The sequence below is a fragment of the Wolbachia endosymbiont of Mansonella perstans genome (assembly GCF_020278605.1).
Taxonomy (GTDB): Bacteria; Pseudomonadota; Alphaproteobacteria; order Rickettsiales; family Anaplasmataceae; genus Wolbachia.
Window position 1 is genome coordinate 1 of record NZ_JACZHU010000139.1, and the last position, 1,348, is coordinate 1,348.

Genomic DNA, 1,348 nt, shown 5'->3' on the forward strand with positions numbered 1-1,348 from the left:
TGAAGCACATAGAAAGGTGTAAAATTTTACTGCATTTAATTGATGTAACTCACAATGACGTCATTTCAGCGTATGATTGCACACACAATGAGTTGGAGCTTTACAATAGTGATCTTGTTAGAAAGGAGGAGTTTGTGGTGTTAAACAAATGTGACTTACTGGAAGAAGCAGAAATTATGGAGAAGAAGAATCACTTGGCTAACTACCTTGATAAAGAAGTACTATGCTTATCAATCGATGATGATTTACAGCCCATTTTGAGGTCATTAAGTGAAAAATTGAAAAAGAACAACCCTAAGGAAACTGATGTATATGATCCTTTTAATTCATAAATTTCGTGCTCATGGCCACGTATAAACAAATCCAATATTACTTTCGACGACTTGAACAATTTTCTGTCAAGAATGGATATTTTAGGCATAAACCCCCATCATGTAAAAAATTCAGAAAAAACGCAACGCACACACTACGGATATTAAGCACGTGTGTGCACCCATGCACACTGAAGAAGATACGCTATATTTTTTTCAGTTGTTTAATAAAAAAGTCTGCAGATGGAGATAGATTTTGAGCTCTCTAAATATCTTTACTGTAATTATAGTAACACTGAATAAATAGGCGAAGTAATTTTTTGCTGGAAATCCATTTTATACAAAATATTCGATCTAATTTCACTTTATGACGGTATCATCCAAGTAGCCTTTTTTTATCACTCCAACCCCACAGCTGTACGAACATTGCAATTAGCAAGTAATTTGCATAACAGACGGTGTCACCCCAGTGCTCTGACACTGGGATCTAGCCTTTCCCATGATCATCAAAACATCGTATTTTAACATAAAACAGCTACTTTTATACTCACCAACTTAATAAAATTCCTGGATGCCAGTGCTTGACACTAGCATGACGCCCTCCCAGTAGCACAATGTTTGTACAGCCGTGTGCTCCTTTCTTGCCATTCCAGAGTTCTTTCTTCTGTCATTCCAGCGCCACGCGCTGGAATCTAGATGAAAAAAGTGTAGATCCTAGTGTCAAGCACTATGATGACAAAGGGGATGTCATCCTAGTAGCCTCTTCTCTTGTCATCTAAGTAGCTGACACTGGGATTCATAATACTACTTTATCAATAAATATTTTAGAAATTTGCCAAATGAGAAAAAAAGGCAAAAGAAACCCCGTTAGCTAGTTATTCACTATCTATCTTTTAAATTGGCATTTTTTTTATTGTCTTAAACGTTTCAACAAACGCATTTTAGCTTATACTAGGTAAAACCCTTGAAAGTTTATAAAGGTATGAGGTGCACATAGTGCAAAAAATTAAACAACAGTACGCCAAGTACATTGAGTT

At 35.9% G+C, this 1,348-nt stretch carries 1 pseudogene; it reads left to right on the top strand.

The window, feature by feature from the left end:
• A pseudogene (locus IHO13_RS05460) lies at positions 1-332 on the top strand (GTPase ObgE); the annotation flags it as partial.
• Positions 333-1,348 lie beyond the last annotated feature (1,016 nt).